Annotated in this window: 24 protein-coding genes; 14 read left to right on the plus strand and 10 right to left on the minus strand. The window is 70.1% G+C overall.

What is annotated here, in order from left to right; translation table 11 throughout:
• Nucleotides 1-793 (minus strand): ISAzo13 family transposase (locus ACZ6S5_RS31440; protein ID WP_466005859.1); only part of this gene is annotated, 793 nt, incomplete at its 3' end.
• A gap of 68 nt (nucleotides 794-861) precedes the next feature.
• Between ACZ6S5_RS31440 and ACZ6S5_RS31445 the strand changes: the two genes are divergently transcribed.
• Nucleotides 862-1,185, plus strand: a complete 324-nt coding sequence (locus ACZ6S5_RS31445; RefSeq protein WP_466005860.1) for a LacI family DNA-binding transcriptional regulator — start codon at nucleotides 862-864, stop codon at nucleotides 1,183-1,185.
• A gap of 16 nt (nucleotides 1,186-1,201) precedes the next feature.
• Entirely contained in the window at nucleotides 1,202-1,993 is a 792-nt protein-coding gene (locus ACZ6S5_RS31450) for a mannitol dehydrogenase family protein (RefSeq protein ID WP_466005861.1), read from the plus strand.
• Here ACZ6S5_RS31450 and ACZ6S5_RS31455 read toward each other — a convergent pair.
• From ACZ6S5_RS31455 to ACZ6S5_RS31475, 5 genes are all read right to left on the minus strand, one after another.
• Nucleotides 1,980-3,017, minus strand: a complete 1,038-nt coding sequence (locus ACZ6S5_RS31455) for a LacI family DNA-binding transcriptional regulator (protein ID WP_466005862.1) — start codon at nucleotides 3,015-3,017, stop codon at nucleotides 1,980-1,982. The two genes, ACZ6S5_RS31450 and ACZ6S5_RS31455, sit on opposite strands and share 14 nt — an antisense overlap.
• An 11-nt stretch (nucleotides 3,018-3,028) precedes the next feature.
• Entirely contained in the window at nucleotides 3,029-3,190 is a 162-nt protein-coding gene (locus tag ACZ6S5_RS31460) for a hypothetical protein (protein ID WP_466005863.1), read from the minus strand.
• Nucleotides 3,191-3,277: 87 nt separating this feature from the next.
• Complete coding sequence (locus tag ACZ6S5_RS31465; protein WP_466005864.1) at nucleotides 3,278-4,183, minus strand: carbohydrate ABC transporter permease; 906 nt, start codon at nucleotides 4,181-4,183, stop codon at nucleotides 3,278-3,280.
• Nucleotides 4,184-4,186: 3 nt separating this feature from the next.
• Nucleotides 4,187-5,269 (minus strand): carbohydrate ABC transporter permease, encoded by a 1,083-nt coding sequence (locus tag ACZ6S5_RS31470; RefSeq protein WP_466005865.1) that lies wholly within the window; start codon nucleotides 5,267-5,269, stop codon nucleotides 4,187-4,189.
• Nucleotides 5,270-5,386: 117 nt separating this feature from the next.
• Nucleotides 5,387-6,517, minus strand: a complete 1,131-nt coding sequence (locus tag ACZ6S5_RS31475; RefSeq protein WP_466005866.1) for an ABC transporter substrate-binding protein — start codon at nucleotides 6,515-6,517, stop codon at nucleotides 5,387-5,389.
• 672 nt (nucleotides 6,518-7,189) lie between these two features.
• On the opposite strand from ACZ6S5_RS31475, the gene ACZ6S5_RS31480 reads away from it, so the two are divergent.
• From ACZ6S5_RS31480 to ACZ6S5_RS31530, 11 genes are all read left to right on the plus strand, one after another.
• Nucleotides 7,190-7,978 carry a GntR family transcriptional regulator gene (locus ACZ6S5_RS31480; RefSeq protein WP_466005867.1) on the plus strand — a complete coding sequence of 263 codons (789 nt, stop codon included), beginning with the start codon at nucleotides 7,190-7,192 and terminating at the stop codon, nucleotides 7,976-7,978.
• Between the two features lie 107 nt (nucleotides 7,979-8,085).
• Nucleotides 8,086-8,673, plus strand: a complete 588-nt coding sequence (locus ACZ6S5_RS31485; protein WP_466005868.1) for a glucose-6-phosphate isomerase family protein — start codon at nucleotides 8,086-8,088, stop codon at nucleotides 8,671-8,673.
• 27 nt (nucleotides 8,674-8,700) lie between these two features.
• The gene (locus ACZ6S5_RS31490; protein WP_466005869.1) at nucleotides 8,701-9,738 is read left to right on the plus strand and encodes a substrate-binding domain-containing protein; all 1,038 of its coding nucleotides are present in this window, start codon (nucleotides 8,701-8,703) and stop codon (nucleotides 9,736-9,738) included.
• A 32-nt stretch (nucleotides 9,739-9,770) separates the two neighbouring features.
• On the plus strand, nucleotides 9,771-11,339 hold the full coding sequence (locus tag ACZ6S5_RS31495) for a sugar ABC transporter ATP-binding protein (protein ID WP_466005870.1): 1,569 nt from the start codon (nucleotides 9,771-9,773) through the stop codon (nucleotides 11,337-11,339).
• Entirely contained in the window at nucleotides 11,339-12,400 is a 1,062-nt protein-coding gene (locus ACZ6S5_RS31500; protein WP_466005871.1) for an ABC transporter permease, read from the plus strand. The genes ACZ6S5_RS31495 and ACZ6S5_RS31500 overlap by 1 nt, the downstream gene beginning before the upstream one ends.
• Before the next feature lie 3 nt (nucleotides 12,401-12,403).
• Nucleotides 12,404-13,906: a xylulokinase gene (gene xylB, locus ACZ6S5_RS31505; RefSeq protein WP_466005872.1), complete on the plus strand. Its 1,503-nt coding sequence runs from the start codon at nucleotides 12,404-12,406 to the stop codon at nucleotides 13,904-13,906.
• Nucleotides 13,903-14,868: an NAD(P)-dependent oxidoreductase gene (locus ACZ6S5_RS31510; RefSeq protein WP_466005873.1), complete on the plus strand. Its 966-nt coding sequence runs from the start codon at nucleotides 13,903-13,905 to the stop codon at nucleotides 14,866-14,868. Before xylB ends, ACZ6S5_RS31510 begins: the two co-directional genes overlap by 4 nt.
• A 2-nt stretch (nucleotides 14,869-14,870) precedes the next feature.
• Nucleotides 14,871-15,521, plus strand: a complete 651-nt coding sequence (locus ACZ6S5_RS31515) for a bifunctional 4-hydroxy-2-oxoglutarate aldolase/2-dehydro-3-deoxy-phosphogluconate aldolase (protein WP_466005874.1) — start codon at nucleotides 14,871-14,873, stop codon at nucleotides 15,519-15,521.
• A complete protein-coding gene (locus ACZ6S5_RS31520) occupies nucleotides 15,518-16,492 on the plus strand; it encodes a shikimate dehydrogenase family protein (protein WP_466005875.1) in 975 nt (324 codons plus the stop codon). Before ACZ6S5_RS31515 ends, ACZ6S5_RS31520 begins: the two co-directional genes overlap by 4 nt.
• A complete protein-coding gene (locus ACZ6S5_RS31525) occupies nucleotides 16,489-17,445 on the plus strand; it encodes a phosphotriesterase family protein (protein ID WP_466005876.1) in 957 nt (318 codons plus the stop codon). Before ACZ6S5_RS31520 ends, ACZ6S5_RS31525 begins: the two co-directional genes overlap by 4 nt.
• A complete protein-coding gene (locus tag ACZ6S5_RS31530; protein WP_466005877.1) occupies nucleotides 17,430-18,116 on the plus strand; it encodes an HAD family hydrolase in 687 nt (228 codons plus the stop codon). The genes ACZ6S5_RS31525 and ACZ6S5_RS31530 overlap by 16 nt, the downstream gene beginning before the upstream one ends.
• 154 nt (nucleotides 18,117-18,270) lie before the next feature.
• Here ACZ6S5_RS31530 and ACZ6S5_RS31535 read toward each other — a convergent pair whose 3' ends face one another.
• Both ACZ6S5_RS31535 and ACZ6S5_RS31540 read right to left on the minus strand, forming a co-directional pair.
• Nucleotides 18,271-19,341 carry a sugar kinase gene (locus tag ACZ6S5_RS31535; protein ID WP_466005878.1) on the minus strand — a complete coding sequence of 357 codons (1,071 nt, stop codon included), beginning with the start codon at nucleotides 19,339-19,341 and terminating at the stop codon, nucleotides 18,271-18,273.
• A gap of 9 nt (nucleotides 19,342-19,350) precedes the next feature.
• Nucleotides 19,351-19,557: a hypothetical protein gene (locus ACZ6S5_RS31540; RefSeq protein ID WP_466005892.1), complete on the minus strand. Its 207-nt coding sequence runs from the start codon at nucleotides 19,555-19,557 to the stop codon at nucleotides 19,351-19,353.
• On the opposite strand from ACZ6S5_RS31540, the gene ACZ6S5_RS31545 reads away from it, so the two are divergent.
• Nucleotides 19,477-19,878, plus strand: coding sequence for a heme-degrading domain-containing protein (locus ACZ6S5_RS31545; RefSeq protein ID WP_466005879.1), 402 nt, complete (start codon nucleotides 19,477-19,479; stop codon nucleotides 19,876-19,878). The genes ACZ6S5_RS31540 and ACZ6S5_RS31545 overlap by 81 nt on opposite strands.
• On the opposite strand, the gene ACZ6S5_RS31550 is transcribed toward ACZ6S5_RS31545, so the two are convergent.
• Entirely contained in the window at nucleotides 19,875-21,932 is a 2,058-nt protein-coding gene (locus ACZ6S5_RS31550; protein ID WP_466005880.1) for a hypothetical protein, read from the minus strand. The two genes, ACZ6S5_RS31545 and ACZ6S5_RS31550, sit on opposite strands and share 4 nt — an antisense overlap.
• A complete protein-coding gene (locus ACZ6S5_RS31555; protein ID WP_466005881.1) occupies nucleotides 21,862-23,187 on the minus strand; it encodes a Gfo/Idh/MocA family protein in 1,326 nt (441 codons plus the stop codon). Before ACZ6S5_RS31555 ends, ACZ6S5_RS31550 begins: the two co-directional genes overlap by 71 nt.
• Nucleotides 23,188-23,199 lie beyond the last annotated feature (12 nt).

The following is a 23,199-nucleotide window of genomic DNA, read 5'->3' on the forward strand; positions in this document are numbered from 1 at the left end:
CGGCCTGCCACCAGCGGCGGATCGATTCGACCGCGAACGCGGCGGTGTCGGCGTCGGTGCCGACGTTGACCCAGCCGGTGTCGGCGGTGGTGTCGTAGACACCGTACGGCACGGCCTTGCCCAGCAGCTTGTCGGCGAAGTCGTGCACGTTGACCTCGACCGGTTCGCCGGACGGCTGCCATTCCCGCCCGGCATTGGCGAACAGGCCGACCAGCTCTTTCTTCTTGGTGTCGACGCTGATCACCGGCTGTCCGGCGTCCCGGTGGGCGCGGGCGGCCTCGTTGAGGTAGTGAAACTGCGCGTCGCGGTCGGGATGCTGGGCGCCCTCAACGGTCTTGGCGTTGCCCTGGAGGCTGAAACCCTCCTCACGCAGCAGGTCGGCGACGGTGTCAGCACCGATCCGATGACCACGTCGGGTCAGCTCGGCCGCCAGCCTGCGGGTCGACTTCGTCGTCCACCGCAGCGGCGACATAGGATCGCCCCGTTCATCCGGCTCGACCAGGGCCAGCAGTGCCGGGCGCAGCCCGAGGTCGAGCTCGGCTGCCCGCTTACGCCCTCCACCGGGCCTGCGGGCACGACCCAACGGCTCCGCTCCAGCGTCAAGATCGGACACACCTCTGGACACCGTGCTCTGCGCAACGCCGGCCGCTCGGGCCACCAGCCTGATCCCGCCGTGCCCGAGGGCCCGGGCCTCGGCCCCCATCAGCAGACGACGCTGCCGCTCGTCCAGGTGAGGGAAGATCACCTGGAACTTGGCCGCCAGCAACGCCTCGGTCTCCGTCACCGATCCCATACCACATTAGACAGTCGATGTGCCGGAAATCGCTACTTGTTCCTCTGCAAGCCCTTAACATGTGTGTCATGGAGCGTCGTCCGACGATCTACGACGTCGCGCGCGAGGCGGGCGTGGCCGCGTCTACCGTGTCCAGGGCGTACTCGCGGCCCGGGCGGGTCAACGCGGACACGACCCGGGAGGTGTTCCGGGCCGCGGAACGGCTCGGTTACCGGTCCGGCCGGCTCGACGGCCTGCAGCCGCCCGTCCGCCCGCCGCAGAAGGCGATCGGGCTGGTGGTCGCGGACGCCACCAACCCGTTCTACGGCGACATCATCAAGGTCGCGTACGAGGCCGCCCGGGAGGTCGGCTACCAGCTGATCCTCCTGCGACAACCTGCCGGGCAACGGTGAGGCCACCGCTCGCGTCGTGCATGACCTGGCCGCATCGGCTGAACCGGCGCTGAGCGCATGGATCGCCGGGACCGTCTCGTTCGTGACCACCATGGTGGACCGGATCACCCCCCGGACCACGCTGGAGGACGTGCGCGCGGTGGCTGAGCTGACCGGGCACGAGGACGCCGTGCCGATGATCACCGAGCCGTTCACCGAATGGGTGCTCAGCGGCGACTTCCCAGCCGGCCGTCCGGCGTGGGACGCGGCTGGCGCTCGGTTCGCCGCCGATATCACCCCACACGAGACGCGCAAGCTGCTGCTGCTCAACGGTGGGCACAGCCTGCTGGCATACGCGGGTAGCGCGCGGGGTCACGACACCATTGAGGCCGCGGTCGCTGACCCCGTGTGCCGCAGCTGGCTGGACCAGTGGTGGGACGAGGCGGCGCGGTACGTGCCGCTGCCCGCCGTCGACCTCGCTGCCTACCGGGCGGCCCTGCTCGAGCGGTTCGCGAATCCCCGAATCCGGCACACGCTGGCGCAGATCGCCGCGGACGGCTCGCAGAAGCTTCCGATCCGGGTGCTGCCGGTGCTGCGCGGCGAGCGGGCTGCTGGCCGGATGGCCGCCGGAGGCGCGCGGGTCCTGGCCGCGTGGATCCAGCACCTCCGCGGGATCGGCGCGCCGGTGAACGACGCTGGCGCCGGCCCGTACCTGGAACGAGCGGGATCGGCGCGCGGTGTGCTTGCGCTGCTCGCGCCGGACCTGGCCAGTGACATGGACCTGATCCACGCGGTCGAGGAGGCGGCCGCTGGGTTCAGGTGTTCGTGACGCGGGTGCCTGCGCCCGTCTTCTGGGGTGGCGCGGTGGATTCGCGCACGACCAGCTGCACCGGCATGACCTCGTCGACGGCAGCGGCAGCCTGGTCCACAAGCTGGCGCATGAGTGCCTCACCGGCGCGGTGCCCTTGGCACAGCACGTCCTGGCGCACTGTCGTCAGGCCCAGAGCTTCCGAGAGGACGTGGTCGTCGACTCCGATTACGGACAGGTCCTGGGGTACGGCCAGGCCCGACCGTCGGGCAGCGGCCATGACGCCGAGCGCCATCTCGTCGGATGCGGCGACAACCGCAGTGGGGCGGGACGGGCCGTTCAGGACCGCCATGATGTCGCGTGCCGCCCCGACGGCCGTCCAGTCGGACTCGATGACCCACTCCGGCGGCCAGTCCAGCCCCTGCTCGGCCAAGGTGTCCGCGAAGGCCCGGGCCCGGTCCTGGGGGGTTTGCAGGTCGGCGCTGGCGTCCGGCACGCCGCCGACGTAGGCGATGTTGGTGTGCCCGAGGTCCAGGATATGGCGCACCGCGGTCCGCATCGCCTCCTTGTCGTCGATCCGCACGCACGACCAGTCGCGGATCCGGTTGCCGATCATGACGACCGGCAACCCAAGGCGGTCGATGAGCGCCTGCTCCTGCTCGTCGAGCGGGGTCGCCAGGACGATCACGCCGTCCACGCGCTTCCAGAGCATGCTGTGACTCAGGCGCAGCCGGGTGCCGAAGCACTCGCCCTCAAGGTCGATCAGCAGGACGTGGTGGTTGTGGCGGCGCAACGCTTTTTCGATTCCGCTGATCACGGTGGCGAAGAACCACCGGGTCAGGAACGGCACGACGACGGCCACGACTTTGGTGCGACCGCTGGCGAGGGACGACGCGGTCGGGGAGGCGACGTAGTGCAGCTCGGTGGCGGCTTGCACGACGCGGGCGCGCGTCTGCGGGCTGACCCGGTCGAGACCGCGCAGCGCGCGTGACACGGTGGCGACCGACACACCCGCCGCCCTGGCTACATCGTTGATGGTGCTCATGACGGCCAGGCCTAGAGCTGGATCTTCCGCCGTGCGCGGGCGGCCAGGAGCAGCAGCCCGACGAGCACCGCGAGGAAGAGCGCGGACAGGCCGGCGGCCTGCCCGCGCAGCTCCAGCAGGACGGTCTGGATGAACGCCATCACGGTGAAGAAGCCCAAGAGGCCGATCAGCATGTCCAGGCGCTGGGCACGGGCACGTGGGTGGCTGCCCGTCCCGCTTCCGGGGTTGAAGATTCCCATGGCCTCCTCCGCTCGCCGCCGTCAGCCCTTGACGCCGCCGGCGGTCAGGCCGGAGACGATGGCGCGCTGGAACAGCAGCACCATGATGATGAGTGGCACCGTGACGATGGTCCCGGCGGCCATGACGGTCGTGTACGGCTCCTGGTGCGGTTGGGCCCCGGTGAAGAACGCGATGGCGACCGTGACCGGCTGCGTCTTGGCCGTGGCGAACTGGGACGACAGCAGGAACTCGTTCCAGGCGCTGATGAACGCCAGGATCGCGGTGGTGAACAGGCCGGGCGCCGCCAGCGGGAGCAGGATCTTGCGGAACGCCTGGCCCTGGGTGCAGCCGTCCACGCGCGCAGACTCCTCCAGCTCCCACGGCATCTCGGAGAAGAACGCGGTCAGCGTGTAGACGGTGAGCGGCAGCGCGAAGGAGATGTTCGGGATGATCAGCGCCTGGTAGTTGTACCCGGTCAGCCAGCCCCACGAGGAGAACATCTGAAACAGCGGGGACACCAGCGCGACACCGGGGAACATCGAGGCCCCCAGGATGAACCCCAGGACGACGTACTTGCCCACGAAGTTCAGCCGGGAGATCGCATAGGCGGCGAAGACACCGACCAGCATGGCCACCGCCGTCGTGACGACCCCGATGATGACGCTGTTGAGCAGCGCTTGGCCGAAGTGGTTGCCCCGGTCGGTGGAGAACGCCGTCCGGAAGTTGTCCAGGGTCACGTGCGTCGGCCACGGGGTGGTGTCGAACGTGAACCCCACGTCGCGGAACGCGGTGACCATCATCCAGTAGAACGGCGCCAGGCCCCAGACGACGATGAGCAGCAGGCCGGCGTACCCGCGGATGCTGCGCCAGCGCGCGCTCCTGGCGTGCTGCTCGCGGGCGGTCGTGGCACTCTCGGCACCGGGCGCGGTGGCGGTGGCAGTAGCCATTTGTCAGTTCCCTTCCACGGTCGGCTCGGCCGCTGCCGCAGCGGGCGGCACCGGCTCCTTGCCACGCTTGGCCTTGGGCGGCCGCTGCACAACGTCGGCGCCGCCGAACCGGATGAACAGGAACGCGACGAGCGCGATGATGAGGAACACGATCGTCGACAGCGCCGAGGCGCTGTGGAAGCCTTGCCGGGTCTGCTCGATCACGAGGATGGACAGGGTCGTGGTCGCATGCCCGGAACCACCGCCACCACCGGTGAGGATGTAGGGCAGGTCGAAGATGCGCAGCACGTCGAGCGTGCGGAACAGGACCGCCACCATCAGCGGCACCTTGATCATCGGCAGGGTGATCCGGGTGAACGTCTGCCAGCGCGACGACCCGTCGATCTGGGCGGCCTCGTAGACCTGGGCGCTGATCAGCTGCAGGCCGGCGAGGATGAGCAGGGCCATGAACGGCGTGGTCTTCCAGACATCGGCGATGATGACCGCGAAGCGCGCGGGCCAGGTGTCGCCGGTCCACAGCAACGGGTCGATGCCGACGAGGCCGAGCAGGTGATTGGCGATGCCGTCGTACGCGAAGATGAAGTACCACAGCTTGGCGGTGACCGCGGTCGGGATGGCCCACGGCACGAGGATCGCGGCGCGGACCAGGGCGCGGCCGCGGAACTGGCGGTTCATGATGGTGGCGAACCACATGCCGAGGACGACCTCGATCGCCACCGAGACGACCGTGAGGAACAGGGTGGTCCCGAGCGCCGGCCAGAACAGCGCCCCGATGGTTCCGGGCGGACAGGCGGCGGTGCCCGTCGCGGTGCTGCACTGCGCCAGCAGCCAGTGCTTGTAGTTGTCCACGCCGGCGAAGCCGCCCTCGACGAACATCCCGGTGGCCTTGTCCAGGCCGGAGTCCTTCTGGAAGGACAGGGTGATCGCCTTGACCAGCGGATAGACGATCACGATGCCGAGGAGGACGACCGTCGGCGCCACGAGGAAGAGCGCGCGCCGACCCTGGCCCGCGTTCAGGCCCTTTCTTTTCTGCTCGTGACGGGGCCCTGCGCGCCTCGCCGCCGCGCTGTCCACGGTGGTGCTCATGGTGGCCTCCTTGGCCCAAGGGTGCGGCTGGCGGACCGCACTGAAGCCTGCTGAGCGGGTCCCGGGTGCGGGACCGGGCGGCTCGCCCGACCCCGCACCCGACGGTGGTGGTGCAGGTCAGCTGGACGCGGAGGCGATCGCCGCCTGCATGTCCTTGATCGCCTGGTCGACCGGCTTCTCACCCTTCATCGCGGCGTACGAGTTTTCCTCGATCGCCTTCGTCACCGCCGGGTAGAACGGGGTGACCGGACGGGGAACGGCGTTCTCGATCGAGGTCTTGAGCGTCGGCAGGTACGGGGCCTTGGCGGCGAGGGCCGGGTCGTCGTAGATGTTGGCCACGACCGGCGCCAGGGAGCCCTTCTCCATGAAGAACTTCTGCTGGGCGTCCTCCTCGATGAACTTCAGGAAGTCGAAGGCCGTCGCCTTGTGCTTGGAGTAGACGCTGATGCCCTCGCTGTGGCCACCGAGGCTTGATGCGCCAGGGCCGCTCAGGCCGGGCAGCGGAGCCACGGCGAACTTGTCCTTCACGACCGAGGAGCCGTCCGTCTTGGCCAAGTTGTACACGTAGGGCCAGTTGCGCAGGAACAGCAACTTGCCGGTCTCGAACGCAGTGCGGCCTTGCTCCTCCTGGAAGGTGATGGCCTCCTTGGGGATGTCACCGTTCTTGTAGTGGTCGGCGAGCATCTGCAGGCCCTTGACCGACTCGGGGGAGTCGACGGTCGGCTTGCCCTGGTCGTCGACGATCTTGCCGCCAGCGGTGTTGATGGCCTCGGCGGCGTTGACCGTCAGGCCCTCGTACTTCGCGAACTGGCCGGCGTAGCACCCCATGTTCTTCTTCTTGGCGATGCTGCACATGCCCCACATCTCGTCCAGGGTCTTGGGCGGGGTGGGAACGAGGTCCTTGCGGTAGTAGAGCATGCCACCGTCACTGGCGAACGGCGCGGCATAGAGCGTGCCGTTGTAGGTGGCGGCGGACACGGTCGGCTTGAGCAACCTGCTGGTGTCGATCGCGAATTTGTCCTTGAGCGGCACGAGCCAGCCCTTGGCGGCGAACTCCGCCGACCACACCACGTCGACGGTGACGATGTCGTAGCTCGGGTCCTTGGCCTGCATGTGCTGCACGATGTCATCGTGCTGCTGGTCGGCCTGGTCGGACTGCTCCTTGAGGGTGACCTTCTCGTTCGGGTGCGCGGTGTTCCACTTCTCGATCGTCGCCGGCCAGACGTTGCTGTTGTCCTTGCCGGTCACGAACGTGATGGGACCTCTGGAGTCGGCCCCCTGCGCTGCGCTGTCGCTGTCGTTCGACGAGCCTCCGCCGCATCCGGCGGTGGTGAGGGCCAAAGCTGCAGCCGCTGCGAGCACCGCGTGGACCCGGCGACTTCTCTTCTCCTGGGCCATCCGTCCGCCTCCAATCGTTGGCGTGTCAGGGGCCGATCGCCTTGACACTGTGATCTCCGACACGGAGTAAAAGCGTTTGCGCACCGACAGGCAACCGGTGACGGCACGGCAGCCGGTAACGATTTGATAACCACCCCAGGCGTGGTGAAGCTCGCGGCGGACCTGCGATGCGCCATCCGTGAGGTGCAAACCTTGCCGGATGGAGCCAGGCGGAGCCGGCCTGCGCGGGTGTCCGGTGGGCTCGTTGTCCGCGTCCGCCGGGTTCTGTGACGACGTTGAAATCGGTGGTAGGCGGCAGCGGTGTTTGCTAGCGCACGAAGCGGCCGCTGCTGACGTCGATGGTAGCCCCGTCATGATCTCGGCAACGCTGCCGTTCGCCGCAGATCCGATAACGACGAGCGGGTCCAGCCGCTCTTGGGATGTGGCCGCTCGACAGCCGGCAGCGGGCGGTGTCGGCCTGCGGTCCTGGCGGTCCCGGTTTGGCGACCCTGCGGTCTGGTGTTCCTGTTATCCTCTCATAACATGCAGACAGGAGACCGCATTGATCGCGGTTCGCCGCTGCCCATGTACCACCAGCTCAAGCAGCTGCTGGTCAAGGACATCGAGCGACGACGCCTCCAGCCAGGTGACCGCATCCTTGGCGATCACGAACTCTGTACCCGCTACGACGTCTCGCGTACGGTCGTGCGCCAAGCGCTCGCCGAACTCGAGAACGAGGGCGTCATCGAGCGGATAAAGGGGCGAGGCACCTTCGTTGCGCATCCCAAGACCGCCGAAGGGCTGGTCCAGTCGTTGACGGGACTGTTCGAGGATGTGGCCGCCCGGGGAGGTCACCTGCGCAGCGAGGTTCGTCGCCTCGAGGTGGTGCCGGCCGACGACGCCGTCGCCGCGGATCTGCAGATTCCTACCGGAACCCCGGTCATCCACCTCGAGCGGCTGCGCTTCGTCAATGACGAGCCGTGGGTCTGGACGGTGACCCATATCCCCGAGAGCGTCGCTCCCGGCCTGATCGAGGAGGACCTCACCGACAGGTCGCTCTACGAGGTGCTCGAGTCGTCGTACGGGGTGCGGCTCGTCCGGGGCGTTCGCTCGGTCGAGGCGGCCGTGGCCAATTCCGCCCAGGCGCGACTGCTCGACATTCGGCGGGGTGACCCGTTGCTGGTGCTGCGCAGCGTGAGCCTCGGCGAGTCGGGGCGGCCGGTGGAGAGTTTCATCGCGCTCCATCGCGGTGACCGTAGCCGGTTCCAGGTGGAGCTGAATCGGGCTGCGGATCGACGTGCGAGTAGCCCCCTGGTCGTTGTCACCTCCTGACGGTCTGTCGATCTGACTTTCCCCTCCCAGTGGGTCTTCGCTTTCGCCCTTGACATCCTGTCATGACAGGACGACAGTACCGAGGAAGCGAACGAAACGGAGACCCTGTGACCAGCTACGCCACCCCGCCGATCTCGCCTTTCGTGCTCACGCTCGACACGTCGAACGCGACGGTCGAGCCGCAGGGACCGACGCTCGAGCGGCGGATGTCAGACCTGCGCGGGCTATTCGCGGACGAGCAGGCTTGGGAGCGGGCGGTCGCCGACGGAGACCCGGTCGTCTACACGGTCGTCTCCTCACCGGTGCCGGAGGTCCCGCGGGAGCTGCCGCAGTCGATAACGACGATCCACCCGGGCGAGACCGGCGGCGAGTTCTGGATGACCAAGGGTCACCAGCACCCGGATCCCCAGGGCGAGGTCTACCTCGGACTCGGTGGCCAGGGTGGCCTGCTGCTCTTCGACGGCGAGCGGACCGAGTGGCTGGAGATCGGCCCTGGCGTCATCGGCTACATCCCGCCGGGTTGGGCCCACCGCAGCGTCAACATCGGCGACGAGCCGTACCGGTTCCTCGCGGTCTACCCAGGCAGCGCCGGCCACGACTACGGCTGGGTGCTCAAGCACGGCATGGGCCTGCGCGCGCGCAAGAGCGACGGGCAGGTCGAACTCGTCCCCTTCACCGCCACCGAGCTGGGCTGAGCCCGCTCCCACCACTAGGAGAAATGCATGGCATCGAAGAGCGTGTCGCTCGGCGTCGCTGGGCTCGCCGCCGCTGTGGCGCTGGCCGCCGGCGCCGTCGGCGGCCGGGTTTCCGCCTCGGGCTCGACCTCGGGCGGTTCCGACGACAGCGCCGGGGCGGCGGCGATCTCCGGCACGAAGATCGACGTGATCGTCAAGGCGACTGAATCCGAGTTCTGGCAGTCCATGCTCGCCGGCTCGAAGAAGGCCGGTGCGGACCTCGGCGTCAACCTGTCCCTGTTCGGGCCGACGTCCGAGGCGGACATCGAGCCGCAGGTGCGGCTGGTGGAAGACTCCATTTCCCGGGGAGCGAAGGCGATCGTCCTGGCCCCCAACTCCTCCACGGCGCTCAACGGGGTGATCGATCGGGCCCGCGCGGCCGGCATCAAGGTCATCATTGTGGACAACGCGGTGAAGACCAAGAGCGACGGTTTCATCGGCACCGACAACGTCAAGGCAGGCGAGCAGGCGGGCCGGCGGCTATGCCAGCTGATGACCGACGCGGGCAAGGCAAACGGCAAGGTGCTGCACGAGTCGGCCGTCTCCGGCATCCAGGTGCTCATCGACCGGTTCGACGGGTTCAAGCAAGGCCTCGCCGAGAAGTGCCCGCAGGCCCAGATCGTGCAGACCCTGGTCAACGACAACGACCTCAACAAAGCTGTCGGTCAGGTGAACGACGCGCTGACCCGGATGCCCGACCTCGCCGGGGTCTTCGCCGACAACAACACCTCCGGCGTCGGCACCGCGAAGGCCGTGCAGGAGAAGGGCGCGGGCGACAAGGTCGCAGTGGTGGCGTTCGACTCCGACCCCGCGGAGGTGGATGCCGTCAAGTCCGGCGCGATCGACGCGATCGTGGTGCAGAACCCGTTCTTCTTCGGCTACCAGGGAGTCGTCGAAGCGGCGATGGCTGCCGTCGGCAGCAGCGCCCCACAGAACCTCGACCCGGGCGCCGTGCTCGTGGACAAGAGCAACGTCAACGCCGAGGAGCTGAAGGCGCTGCTCAACCCCCCGAAGGTGAAGGGCTGACCCGAACCCATGGATGGCCGAGGAGGCGTGTCATGAGCACCGACGCCCCACTATCCGCCGTACCCGTCGCGCGGCTACGAGCGGTGGGCAAGACCTACGGGCCGGTGACGGCGCTCGCGGACGTGGACCTCGACCTGCTCCCCGGCGAGGTGCACTGCCTCGCCGGGGAGAACGGGGCGGGCAAGTCGACCCTCATCAAGATCTTGACGGGCGCCGTGGCCCGCGACAGCGGTGCGTACGAAGTCGCCGGCAGGGAAATCGGCCCGCACCCGTCGCCGGTGGCGGCCCGCGATGCCGGCGTCGGCGTGGTCTACCAGGAACTCAGCCTGCTGCCGGATCTGAGCGTCCTGGACAACCTGACCATGGGACGCTTCCCGCGTACGGTTTTCGGCGTGGTCAACCGCGCCGCGCAGCGACGCGCCGCCACGGACCACCTGGCGCGGGTCGGCCTGGCCGACCTCGACCTGAACCAACCGGTGCGATCGCTGCCGACGGCCACCCGGCAGCTCGTCGAGATCGCCCGGGTGCTCGGCACTGACGCGAAACTCGTCATTTTCGACGAGCCGACCACAGCGCTGTCCGAGAAGGAGGCGCAGGCCCTGCTCGAGCGCATCGCCGTATTGCGCGACGCCGGCCACGCGGTTCTGTACGTGACGCACCGCTTGGAGGAGATGTTCGCGGTCGGCGACCGGGTCACGGTGCTGCGGGACGGACGGGTCGTGGCGACCCGGCCGATCGGCGAGTTCGACCACGACTCGCTCATCCAGTCGATGGTCGGCCGGCCTGTCGAGAACCTCTACCCGGGCGTGCGGCACGAGGTGGGCCCTCCGCGGCTGGAGGTCCGCCAGCTGCGCCTGCCGGGGTTCGCCGCCCCGGTCGACCTGACGGTCGGTCGCGGCGAGATCGTCGGGTTGGCCGGGCTGCTCGGCGCGGGCCGGTCCGAGATCGTGCAGGCGATCTTCGGCGCCGACCGGATCGAGGGGGGAGAGGTCCTCGTCGACGGGACGCAGGTGCCACCCGGCTCACCCCGGGTCGCCGCCCGGCACGGCGTCGCACTGCTGACCGAGGATCGCAAGGAATCCGGGCTGTTGCTGGAGCTCTCGATCGAGGCCAACGTCTCCATCGCCAGCCTCGGCCAGGTGTCGAGCGGGTCGGTGCTCCGCGGCAGCCGCGAGCGCCGGCACGTGCAGCGCGCGGTGCAGGGCCTGCGCCTCAAGTACGGGTCGTTCGACGACCCGGTCACCTCGCTCTCCGGCGGCAACCAGCAGAAGGTGCTGCTCGCGCGCTGGCTCGCAACCGGTGCGAAGGTGCTGCTGCTCGACGAGCCGACCAAGGGCGTCGATGTGGGGGCGAAGGCCGACATCTACCAGGTGATCGTGGAGATGGCCCGCGAGGGCCTCGCCGTGGTCATCGTCTCCTCCTACCTGCCGGAGCTGCTCGGCCTGTGTGACCGCATCGTCGTGGTACGCGAGCGGGAGGTGGTCGGTGAGCTGCCCGCGGCGCGGGCCACCGAGGAGGAGATCCTCCGTCTGACCAGCCCTCTGGTGCCGCACGCGGACCTCTCGGCCCCGATTCCCGCCGAAGCCAACCTGGAGTCCTGATGGCCCTCGACAAGAATGTGCTTCCGTCCACGGCGGTGCCGCCGGCGACCGGCGACGTACCGCAGCAGGCCGGGAACCCGGCGACCGGAGACAAGGAGGTCCTCGGGCTCGGCGGACTGTTCAGTCGCGGGTTCGGCGGGCTGCCCGTACTGCTGGCCCTGGCCCTGGGCCTCAGCCTGGCGACGGACACCTTCCTGACCGGCGTCAACCTCGACAACCTCGGCCGACAGGTGTCGATCTACGCGATCATCGCGATCGGTCAGCTCCTGGTGATCCTCACGGCCGGCATCGACCTCTCGGTCGGCTCGGTGGTCGGCCTCTCCGGCGTGATCGCCGCCAAGACGGTGTTCGAGACGGCTGGTAGCGGGCCGGTGCTGCTGGCCGTCCTGCTCGCCCTGCTCGCCGGGGCGGCGGTCGGCGCGGCGAACGGCGTGCTCGTCGCGATCATGAAAATGCCACCGTTCATCGTCACGCTCGGAACGCTCGGCATGGCGCGCGGGCTCACACTGCTCTACACGAGCGGTCGCACCATCCAGCCGCTGCCTGACGGGTTCACCGAGATCGCTGGCGGCAAGCTGCTCGGCGTCGCCAACCTCATCTGGCTCACCGCCGCTATCGCGCTCATCGTCGGTTTCATGCTGCGGCGTACGGTGTGGGGCCGCTACATCTACGCGGTCGGCTCCAACCAGGAATCCGCGCGCCTCACCGGCGTGCCCGTTAGGGGCGTTCTGATCAGCGTCTACGCCCTGTCCGGGACGCTCGCCGCGCTCGGCGGTGTGTTGCTGGCCTCGCGGCTCGGCAACGGTGTGCCCACCGCGGGCACCGGCTACGAGCTGCAGGCGATCGCGGCGTGCGTGATCGGCGGGGCGAGCCTGTTCGGCGCCCGCGGCACGGCGTTCGGCGCGCTGGTCGGTGCGCTGATCGTCGGGCTGCTCAACAACGGCGGGACCTTGCTGGGCATCGACCCGTTCTGGCTGCAGGTCGCGATCGGCGCGCTGATCCTGGTGGCGGTCGGCATCGACCAGCTGCAGGGCAGGCGGCTCGCCCGTCGGGGGGCGTGAGCTGTGCTCATCGCGCACGATCTCGGAACCACAGGCAATAAGGCGTCGCTGCACGAGGACGACGGGCGGCTGATCGGTTCGGTCACCGTGCCCTACCCGACCCGGTTCGCCCCCGGAGGCGTCGCCGAACAGGACCCCACCGACTGGTGGGAGGCGCTGGCCACAGCCACCCGCGCGCTGCTCGCCCGGCATGACGTCGTCCCGTCGGCGGTGCGGGGGGTGGCCGCCTCCGGGCAGATGATGGGCGTCGTCCTCCTCGACGCGGAGTATCGGCCGGTGCGGCCGTCGATCATCTGGGCGGACCGGCGCAGCATCAAGCAGTGCGACGCGCTGACCGAGCGGGTGGGTGCGCAGCGGGCCTACCACACGCTCGGTCACCGTCTCAACCCGACGTACTCCCTCACCAAGCTGATGTGGGTACGCGACCACGAGCCGGACGTCTTCGCCGCTGTGCGCCATGTCTGCCTCGCCAAGGACTACGTGATCTTCCGGCTCACCGGACGGCTCGCGACCGACCCCTCCGACGCCTCGTCCACCAACGCCTACGACCAGACCCGCGGCACGTGGTCGACCGAGATCCTCACGGCCGCGGAGATCGACCCTGCGCTGCTTCCCGAGATCATCCCGTCCACCTCCGTGGTGGGGACCCTGACGGCGCGGGCGGCGGAGGTGACCGGGCTGCTGCCCGGCACCCCTGTGGTCATGGGCGGCGGCGACGGGCCGCTGGCGGCCGTGGGCGCGGGCGTGGTGTCGCAGGAGGACGGCGCCTACTGTTACCTCGGCTCCTCGTCGTGGGTGTCGCTCGCCGCGCGGCGCCCGCTGCATGACCCCGCAATGCGCACGATGACCTTCGACCACGTGGTCCCGGGTCACTACGTGCCGACCGCCACGATGCAGGCTGGTGGGGCCTCCCTGCAGTGGATCACGGAGATCCTCGAACCAGGGGAGTCCGCTGACCGGTTCCGCCGGCTGGTCGCGGCGGCGCAGACCGCGACCGCCGCCGACGACGGGCTCTATTTTCTCCCGCACCTGCTCGGCGAGCGGTCGCCGTACTGGAACCCGAACGCCGCGGGCGCGTTCCTCGGCATCGGCCGCCACCACAACCGGGAGCACCTCACCCGCGCGGTGCTCGAGGGCGTCGCGTTCAACCTGCTGACCTGCATCGAAGCCTTCCGGGAGAACGGCGCGCAGGTGCGCCGGGTCGACGCGATCGGTGGCGGCGCCGCCAGCGACGTCTGGCTGCAGATCCTCGCCGACGTGTGGGGCTGCACGGTGCGGCGGCGCTCCATCGTCGAGGAGGCCAACAGCCTCGGCGCCGCGGTCACCGCCGCCGTCGGGCTCGGCCTCGTCGACGATTTCGGCGCCGTACGAGGTCTGTCCGAGGTCACCGCCGAGTTCACCCCCGACCTCGGGCGCCACGCCGCGTACCAGGAACGGCACGCGGTCTTCCTCGACGCCTACCAGCGGCTCGAGCCGTGGTTCGAGGCACGGGGAAGCACGCGATGAGCGAGACACGCCAGGTGCTCGTCACCTCCCGCTCCTTCTCCTCCGGCGCCCAGAATCTGCTAGGCGAACTCGAAGCGGCCGGCGCAACCGTGGTGCGCGGGCCGGCCGACCACAACCTGCCGACGCTGCGGTCGTTGCTGCACGGATCGGTCGGTTGGATCGCCGGCACCGGACCGGTGACCGCCGCGCACCTCGACGCCGCTCCACACCTGCGGGTGCTGGCCCGATACGGAGTCGGCGTCGACGCGGTCGACCTTCGGGCCGCCGCAGCCCACGGCGTCATCGTCACCAACACCCCGGGAGCCAACAGTGACGCGGTGGCGGACCACGCCGTCGGGCTCCTGCTCGCCGCGCTGCGCGGCATCCCGGCCGGCGACCGGCGGGTGCGCGCCGGCAGGTGGACGGTGTGCCGGGGGCGGGAGCTGGGTTCGCTGACCGTGGGAGTGGTCGGCTTCGGCCGGATCGGCCGCGGGGTCGCCCGCCGCCTGCAGGGGTTCGGCACCAGGATCCTCGCGTACGACCCAGCGGTGGCGGACGCGCAGGTCCGAGCGGCGGGAGCCGAACCGGCCGCGCTGGCCGACCTGCCGGCGCGGTGCGACGCGGTCTCCCTGCACGCGCCTGGTGGCCGCACCCTGGTCGACGCAGCGTGGCTGCGGGACTGCCGGGAGGGCCTGATCCTGGTCAACACCGCACGCGCCGACCTGGTCGACGAGCCCGCGCTGGCCGAGGCGTTGCACGGCAACCGGGTAGGCGCGTATGCCGCGGACACGCTCGCGGCGGAATCCGGCGGCGAGCCCTCCCCGCTGCTCGCCGCCGACCTCGCCGACCGCGTGGTCGTGACGCCGCACCTCGGCGCACAGACCGTGGAGGCCGTGGACCGCATGGGTTCCCTGGCCGTGGCCGATGTCCTTGCCGTCCTCGCCGGGGCCGCCCCGACGCATCCCGTCCTCTTGGAGAGCTGAAGGTGAACACAGATCTGTCCGCCCTGGAGACCGCTGCGGTCATCGCCGTGGTCCGCGCGCCTGACCCGGACAGCGCCCTGCATGGTGTGGCCGCGCTCGTCGCCGGGGGGGTGACCGGAATCGAGATCACCTACTCCACGCCGGACGCTCCCCGGGTGATCGCGGAGCTCGATCGCCGCTTCGGGGACGAGATCTACCTCGGGGCGGGCACCGTGCGCAGCGAAGAGAATGCCAAGCGCGCCGCCGCGGCGGGAGCCCGATTCCTCGTCGCTCCCGGCACCACGCCCACCGTGGTGGCCGCTATGCGCGACACGGGGTGCACCGTGATGTCGGGTGCACTCACTCCAAGCGAGGTGATGCTCGCCGTCGAGCTGGGGGTCGACGTGGTGAAGGTGTTTCCGGCCGCGCTCGGTGGACCTGGATACCTGAAGTCGCTGCGCGCACCATTTCCGGACGTCCCGTTCATGCCAACCGGTGGTGTGAATGCTGAGAACCTGCGCGAGTGGTTCGCGGCTGGCGCGGTGGCCGTGGGTGCGGGAGGCGAGCTCTGCTCGGCCGCCGACCTCGGCCGCGGCGACTTCGCCGCCGTCGAGACGAAGGCCCGTCGGTTCACCGCGGCGCGTACCGCCTTGACCGAGGTGGGTCAGCCATGATGGGCGCTCTCGGCACCTTCGGCGATGCCGCTCCCATGCACGACGAAGCGGCGGCCGGCGACGGCTACATGGGCTTCGTCGGGGTGACCACCGGGAAATCCTCAATCAACCAGGTGTTCCCGGCGTGGGCCAGGATCCTCGGTCTGCCGACGGACCGGTTGGTCGGGCACGACCTTCCCCTCGACGCGGACGACGCGCAGTACCGAGCGCTGGTGCAGCAGATCCGGGACGATCCGGCGCACCGGGGAGCCCTGGTCACGACACACAAGCTGCGCCTCTACGAGGCCAGCCATGACCTGTTCGACGAGGTGGACGACTTCGCGCAGCTGTGCGGCGAGATCTCCAGCATCGCCAAGCGGGACGGCCGCCTCCACGGCCACGCAAAGGACCCGCTGACGGTGGGGCTGGCTCTCGAGGAATTCCTGCCCGCCGATCACTTCTCGGCGACCGGGGCGCATGTCGTCTGCCTGGGAGCGGGCGGTGCCGGGACGGCACTGGTCTGGTACCTGGCCCAGCGCGCCGACCGCCCGGAGCGCATCGTGTGCACCGACACCGATCCGCGCCGCCTGGGGCATCTGCGGGATGTGGCCGCCCGCGGTGGGGTGCCCGACGATCTCGTCCAATACGTCCCGGTCACTAACCCGAAGGACGCGACCGACCTGGTGGAGGCGGCGCCGGCGGGCAGCCTCGTGGTCAACGCGACCGGCTTGGGCAAGGACCGCCCCGGCTCGCCGCTGCCCACCGACGCGGTGCTACCCCGGCAGGGTTACGTCTGGGAGTTCAACTACCGAGGCAGCCTGGAGTTCCTGCACCAGGCGCGCGGGCAGGCCGACGCGCGGGCGCTGACCGTCGTGGACGGATGGCGCTACTTCATCCACGGCTGGAGCCAGGCTGTCGCGGAGGTCTTCGACCTACCCCTGGACGCGCCAACGGTCGAACGTCTCGCCGAAGCCGCCGAGGAAGCGCGGTGAACCTTGTCCGCACCGTGCTCGGCGACGTCGAGCCGGCGCAGCTCGGCCCGACCGACTACCACGAGCACCTGTTCCAGGCCTCCCCGCTACTGCCCGGAGACGACCTGGACGACGAGCCGGCTAGCCGGGAGGAGACGGCGCTGCTGCGAACGGCCGGCATCACTGCGATGGTGGAGGCAACCCCGGTCGGACTGGGCCGCGATCCTGCCGCTACAGCTCGTATCAGTGCGGCTACGGGCATGCACATCGTGGCGACAACCGGCGCGCACCGTGCCGCGCACTACCCCGACAACCCCAGGCTGATCTCGTACGACGAAGCCACCCTCGCGACGCGGTTCCTCGCCGACCTTGTGGACGGGTGCCCCCGCAGCGACGACGGGGACGTCCGGGTGGCCCGTGACCCAAATGGGAGCCCGGTCCGCGCCGGTCTCCTCAAGGCCGGCATCGGGTACTGGTCGATCGGCCCCTTCGAGCGTCGGGTCCTGGCGGCGGTGGCGGTGGCCCACCGCGAGACGGGCGCGCCGGTGATGGTCCACCTCGAGCACGGCAGCGCGGGTCACGAGGTACTCGACGTGCTGCGCGACGCAGGGGTCGGTCCGCACCGAGTCGTGCTCGCGCACGCCGACCGCAACCCTGACGCGGGGCTGCACGTGGAGTTTGCCCAACGGGGCGCGTACCTGGGCTACGACGGGATGTCCCGCCACCGGGAGCGGCCAGACAGCGCGCTCCTCGACCTGATCGAGGCGGTGTGCGCCGGCGGAGCAGCCGATCACCTGCTGCTCGGCGGGGACGTCGCCCGCCGCAGCCGCTACGTGGCGTACGGCGGCATGCCCGGTCTCGCGTACCTGCCCACCCGCTTCCTCCCGAGACTCCGCGCGCGCCTGGGCGACGACGTCGTACGACGGCTACTCGTCGACAACGCCGGCCGGCTGCTCGCGTGGCGGACGACATGAGCGGGCGTTCCGTAATGCCAGCAGTCCGTGCGGTCGTGTTCGACTGCGACGGGGTGCTCGCCGACACCGACGACGCGTGGGCAGAGGCGGAGCGGATGCTGTGCGAGCGGCACGACGGACGCTTCAGCGACGAGCTGCGGGCATCTACCCACGGCCTGTCGATGCGTGACACGGTTATCCGCCTGGCCGCGCACATGGCTGACCCGCCGGCGATCGCCCAGCTTGAAGCCGAGCTGATTGTCCTCGCCGCGGAGCGGATCCAGGCACGCCTGGTCCCCCTGCCTGGGGCGGTCGACCTCGTCACCGCCGTCGCCGCGGCGCTTCCGGTCGCGGTCGCGTCGAACACGCCGCGGGCGATCTTGAATGTGATCCTCACGTCGATCGGCCTGCTGAACCGCCTGGACACGTCGCTGGCCGGCGACGAGGTCACGCACCCGAAGCCCGCGTCCGACATCTACGTCGCGGCGGCGGCAAGCCTCGCTGTGGCACCCGCCGAGGTCGTTGTCATCGAGGACTCGCCCACCGGGGCTCGGGCCGCGCGACTCGCCGGCTGTCGGGTGCTGGGGGTCGCAGCTCCTGGCAGGCCACCGTTGACGGATGTCGAGGCCAGCTTCCCGGACCTGCCGACGCTCGCCGTTCATCTGGAGGCTCTGTTACGTCAGAGCCGTTGACGAGGCCGGACGGAGCAGAGCGCCCCAACCTGCGGTGGTGTGGGCGAGGAGCGGGTGTGACATCTCGGAGAGAACCAGAGTCTTTCGAACCGCCCCTTCGCTTCGGCGAGCACTATGGTCGATTAGCGTTGTACTCGCGCACCGGCGCCGCGCATCAGGGCCTCGACCTCCTTTGCGTTGACCATCGAGGTGTCGCCGGGGTTGTCATGGCGAGAGCGCCGTGTGCCGCGCCGCACTCTACGGCCGTGGCGAGGTTGCCCGTCTCCAGCAGTCCGTAGATCAACCCGGAGGCGAAGCTGTCGCCGCCGCCCACCCGGTCCATGATCTCCAGGCCGGGGCGGTGGGTCGCCTCGAGGAATTCGGTATCGGCTGACCAGGCGATGGCTCCCCAGTCGTTGATGGTGGCGGTGCGCACCGTTCGCAGCGTGGTGGCTACGACCCGGAAGTTGTCGTACTCCTTGGTGACCGCTTCGATCATCCGCTGGAAGTTGGCCACCTCCAGCTTCGACAGATTCCTGTCGGTGTCGGGCACCGCAAAGCCCAGGCTGGCGGTGAAGTCCTCCTCGTTGCCGATCATCACGTCGACATGCCGGGCGAGCCGCCGGTTGACCTCCTGCGCGCGGGCCTGTCCACCGATCGCCTTCCACAGGCTGGGCTGGTAGTTCAGGTCGTACGAGATGATCGTGCCGTGTCGACGTGCGGCGGTCATCGCCGCCTCGATGCTGTCCGAGGTGGTGTCCGACAGCGCGGCGTAGATGCCGCCGGTGTGCAGCCATCGGACCCCGAGTTCGCCGAAGAGGTGGTCCCAGTCGACGTCGTCCGCGCGTAACTGGCTGGCGGCGGTGTGGCCGCGGTCGGACGTGCCAACGGCGCCTCGCAGGCCGAAGCCGCGCTCGGTGAAGTTGAGCCCGTTACGCACGGCGCGGCCGACCCCGTCGTAGGGCATCCACCTGATGAACGAGGTGTCCACGCCGCCCTGCAGAATGAGGTCCTCGAGCAGTCGGCCCACCTCGTTGTCGGCGAGCGCTGTGACGATGGCGGTGCGCAGCCCGAAGCAGCGGCGCAGTCCGCAGGCGACGTTGTACTCGCCGCCGCCTTCCCAGACGCGGAAGCTGCGGGCGGTGCGGACGCGGCCCTCACCCGGGTCCAAACGAAGCATGACCTCGCCGAGGGAAACCAGGTCGTAGCGGCATTGCTCAGCGGGCCGTAGGTCGAACGGTGGCATGGCTCCTCGTCAGCATTCCCGGGCGGCGGAGACGGCCGCGGCGGTCAACTTCGTGACTTCGCCCCACCTGCCGGAGAGCACGTCGGGGGCGACCATCCAGCCCGGTTCGACCATGATGACGCGTGGCGCCACGGGGTGCTGCTGGTCGGGCTGGCACGCGCCCGCGACGCCGCCGTGACCATCGACATTCGCCGCGGTCGGCAGCACCTGTTCCACTACGCACTGCCAGGCACTTCGCCCGACGACGACGCGTGGATTCGGCGTAAGAGCCGGATCGTCACCCGCTTCGGCGTCAGCTCCTACCTCGTTGGCCTCAGACACCGACTGGCCGGCAGGACGTCAGCGGACGAGACCGGGCTGAACCCCCGCGGGTACGCCGCGTACGGCGCCTCATTCCCCCTTACCTTCGCCGGGGTCGGCGTGGTCGGTGCGGTCACGGTGTCCGGCCTGCCGCAGGCCGACGACCATCGGCTCGTAGTCGAAGCCCTGCGACATTTCGCCGCTGATCAGCATCGCGGCGATGGATCGACCCCTTAGCTCCGCACGAGGGTGAAGCCGCCGGGCAGCACCACCGCCGTCACGGTGGCGCTCCGCGCGTGGGCGCGGACCCGTCGTACGCCCGCTGCGTCGTACGTTTCGATCACGGCGGCCCCGGACCCGGGAACGGTGACCGTGACGGCCTGCGGTGCGCGAGCGGCACTGCGCAGCATCGCCGTTGTGTGCCCGTCGCCGCCGATCAGGTACCGGGACACCAGCGGTTCGAGCATGACCGCGTCGACGACGGCATCACCTTCGGTCGAGGTGGCGACCAGATCGGTAGCGCCGGGCGGTAGTTCTCCGTCTCCGGTCAGCGTCACCGGAAGCAGCGCCCCGGGCACCGGTGAGGCGCCCTGGGCGCCGATCCGTCCATGCCGGATCTTGCCTAGGGCTTGATCGGCGCCTCGCGTCGCGGTCGACCAGCGGGTGACGGCCGGGCTGTCGGGCCGCAGATCGACGACCGGAAGCACCAGTTGGGGCTGGGCCCCCGCCGGTACGTGCCAGCGGGCGCTCGCGCCGGCGGGCATCAGGACGTAACTGCCGCCGCTGAAGTACGATTCCCCGGTCCACGCCGAGTCCGGGGTGACCACGGTTGCACCGCCGGTGAGTACGGCCTGCTCGGCCTCCACCGTCGTCGTGCCGATCCGCTCCACGATGTGGCCCTGCCTGGCGAGCGCGGCCACGTCGGGTCGGGCGTCCAGGGCGAGCATGCTGAGCAGGCCGTGGATCGTGGACTCCGCGCCGGAGTTGCGGTTGACCGTTCCGTCTCCGGCGATGCCGTCGACGGTGCGCCCGGTGGCAGGGTCGTACGTGGCTGTGCCGGCCGCGTTGGCACCGAAGTACCAGGCGGCGGTGATCCCGGCAAGGAGCCGGAACCCGTCGCGCCCGGTGGCGTCGGCGACGGCGAGCAGCGACTGCACCCGCGAGTCCACCCCGTAGGCGATCTGCGAGCGGTCCACCCGGGTGGGCAGCCGCCCGTTGTCGGGGCCGCCGGAGGTGAGCAGCCACGGAGTGAACACGGCCGAGTCGGTGACCGCCGGCCGGATCAGTCGACGATCACCGAGGACGTGGCCCGCTCGAGCCAGCGCGGCGGGCATCTGCGACCCCCAGCCGTGCCAGATCGAGCGGGACAGCGCCCACGGGCGTACCGCGCCGAACGGCCACTCGCGCGCGTCGCCGTCGGAAAGCGCCGCGATGCCCTCGGCGAACTGGCGCAACGCCCGGCGAGCAGCTGTGGTGCCGCCCGCTTCCACGTACGCTGCCAACCCGAGGACGGCCTCTGCGCTGGCGTCCGCGCCGTCGACGACAAGCCAGGCCGGTGTGCGCTCGCCGTCGATCACCTGCCAGGTGCCGTACCGGACGAGCACTTGGCGCTCCAGTGCGGCGATGGCGAGGTCGAGTCGTTGCCGCAGGAATGAGGCGAACTCCGGGTCGGCGGTGCGCCAGGCGGCGTAACCCTCGCCCAGCGCCCAGACGGTGCGCGCCAGCCAGTAGGAGGGGCCGCTGTCGGAGGGGTCGGGCAGTTCCTTCGGCTCCGCGCTGGGGTTGAGCGTCCCGTCCGGCTGCATCCAGAGCACGACGTTGCCGGCGTTCGGCCCGGTCGCCGTCTGCAGGTACGTCAGTCCGCGCAGCAGAGCGTAGGAGGCGGCGCGGCTGGTCGCGGCGCCGGTCTGCCGCCAGTGCCGCAGGTACACGACAGCGGCGCGGGAAATGTCGTCGGCGTTGTACGCGCCCTGGCCCCATGTGTTCGTGGCTGCGTCGTACCGGCCACCGCCCACCCGGCGGAAGGTCCCGTCCGGATTCGGCTCGGCGTACGTCCACAGCACCCCGATCTCCGGGGATTCGGCGAGCCGGTAGGTGGTGTGTCCTTCTTGCGTGGGCGGGCTGACCGGGTCGCGGAGGAAGTCCAGGTGAGACAGGTTGGTCAGCGGCTCCGCGGGGGCGTGCCCGGCGGGGACAAGTTGCGGGGCGCGGGCGGCAGCCTCAGCCGGTGCCGACGTCAGCAGGGGAGTGGTCAGGGCGAGGCTCCCCAGCAGCAGCGAACGACGTTTCATGGCGGACTCCTCGGTCAAGACGGTTGGTGGGCTGGGGGAGGCCCGGTCCGGCGGAGGCGGCCGCCCCCGTGGCCTGGCCCCCGATGCGGATGGTGCGGTCATCACGGGCGGAGCGGCGAGCGGCGACCGCGATCGACACTGCCGCGGATGCCTCGGCGACGCCGGCCGCGGGCCGTTCTCCGGTACGGATGCAGCGGACGAAGTCGACCATCGCGGCCCGCACGCTCTCGGCGTAGACATGCTGTTTGGCGGCTTCGCCCCCGAGGTCGATGGTGACCCGGCAGTGGTGCGGCAGCCGGTGCTCGCGGCCCCGCTCCCGGGCCGCTTCCGGGCCGGCGTCTCGTTGCACGGCCACCTCGATGGTCGAGGCGGGCCGGTAACCGTCGACGGCGAGCAGTTCCCCGGCCCGCGCCGGCAGATCCTGGACCAGCGCCGCGCCGGTGTCGTCGGTCCATAGGTCGAGCGCGGCGTGCACCGGAATCCATCCGCTGATTCGCGCCTCTGCGGTGCCGAAGTCGATTCGCATGAGCTGGCGCTCGCAGCGGTGGGCATGGCTGAAGCCGTGGGCGAAGGTGGCCAAGGCGCCGTCGGGGTGCCGGGTGGTGGCCACAGCGAGGTCAATAAGGTTTGTGCCTGGTCGTCGCCCGACCATGCCCTGGACCGCCTCGGGCGGTGCGCCGATCAGCGCGTTGGCCGCGTCGAAGAAGTGCACGCCGTGCTCGACGAAGATGCCACCACTGAGCCTCTCGTCCCAGAACCAGTGGCCAGGGTCGAGGTCCTCGTCGCTGGCGTCGTTCTCGAAGGCCAGCCGTCGCACCGGGCCGAGCAGCGGTCCGCGCAGCCGTCTCAGTGCCCGGAGGATCGGGTTGTAGCGCAGCACGTGGTCGACGACCAGGGCACGCGTGGTGGCGGTCACCGCCGCCATTACCTCGGCGGCGGCGGCTTCTTCGGTGGCCAGCGGCTTCTCGCAGAAGACATGCCGCCCGGCGCGCAGGGAGGCGAGGGTGAGCTCCGCGTGGGTCGCCGGCGGGCTGGCGACGATCACGGCGTCCACGTCGTCGGAGCGGATCAGCTTCTGCCAATCGGTCAGCGGCCGAGCCGCCAGCGCGGCGGCCAGCTGGGTGGCTCGCTGGGCGTCCGGGTCGGCGACCGCAGTGAATCGAATGTCGGGCAGGTCATGCACGGCGCCGGTTACGAACGCGGCGAACCGGCCGGCTCCAACGATCCCGATGCGCAGAACTGTCGGCCCGGTCACGGCAGGTGCCCC

Source organism: Micromonospora sp. NPDC051924 (assembly GCF_055586005.1).